A 336-nucleotide genomic window follows, 5' to 3' on the forward strand; every position below is an offset into this window, starting at 1 on the left:
CCATTCGGATATCTACGGATCAACTCGCATTGGCCAATCCCCGTAGCTTTTCGCAGCTTATCACGTCCTTCTTCGCCTCTGAGAGCCTAGGCATCCCCCGTGCGCCCTTATTCACTTACTCTACTTACGTCCCGATTATCTCGGGACTTCTGTTACAATTTCTGCTAAACATGTCAATGAACTTTGTTACTACACTTGTGTAGCACATGTTTGAAGTATGTAAGGCTCCTGAGTGACAGGGTCTTTTCCAGAAAGGAGGTGTTCCAGCCGCACCTTCCGGTACGGCTACCTTGTTACGACTTAGCCCCAGTTACCGGTTCTACCCTAAACAGCTCC

General features: G+C 49.1%; 2 rRNA genes. Both read right to left on the reverse strand.

The features are described 5' to 3' along the window. Positions 1–121, reverse strand: a 23S ribosomal RNA gene (locus J0A69_RS22475); the annotation flags it as partial. A gap of 130 nt (positions 122–251) precedes the next feature. Beyond that, positions 252–336 (reverse strand): 16S ribosomal RNA (locus J0A69_RS22480); the annotation flags it as partial.

The sequence above is a fragment of the Algoriphagus pacificus genome, assembly GCF_017254845.1.
GTDB classification, from domain to species: Bacteria; Bacteroidota; Bacteroidia; order Cytophagales; family Cyclobacteriaceae; genus Algoriphagus; species Algoriphagus pacificus.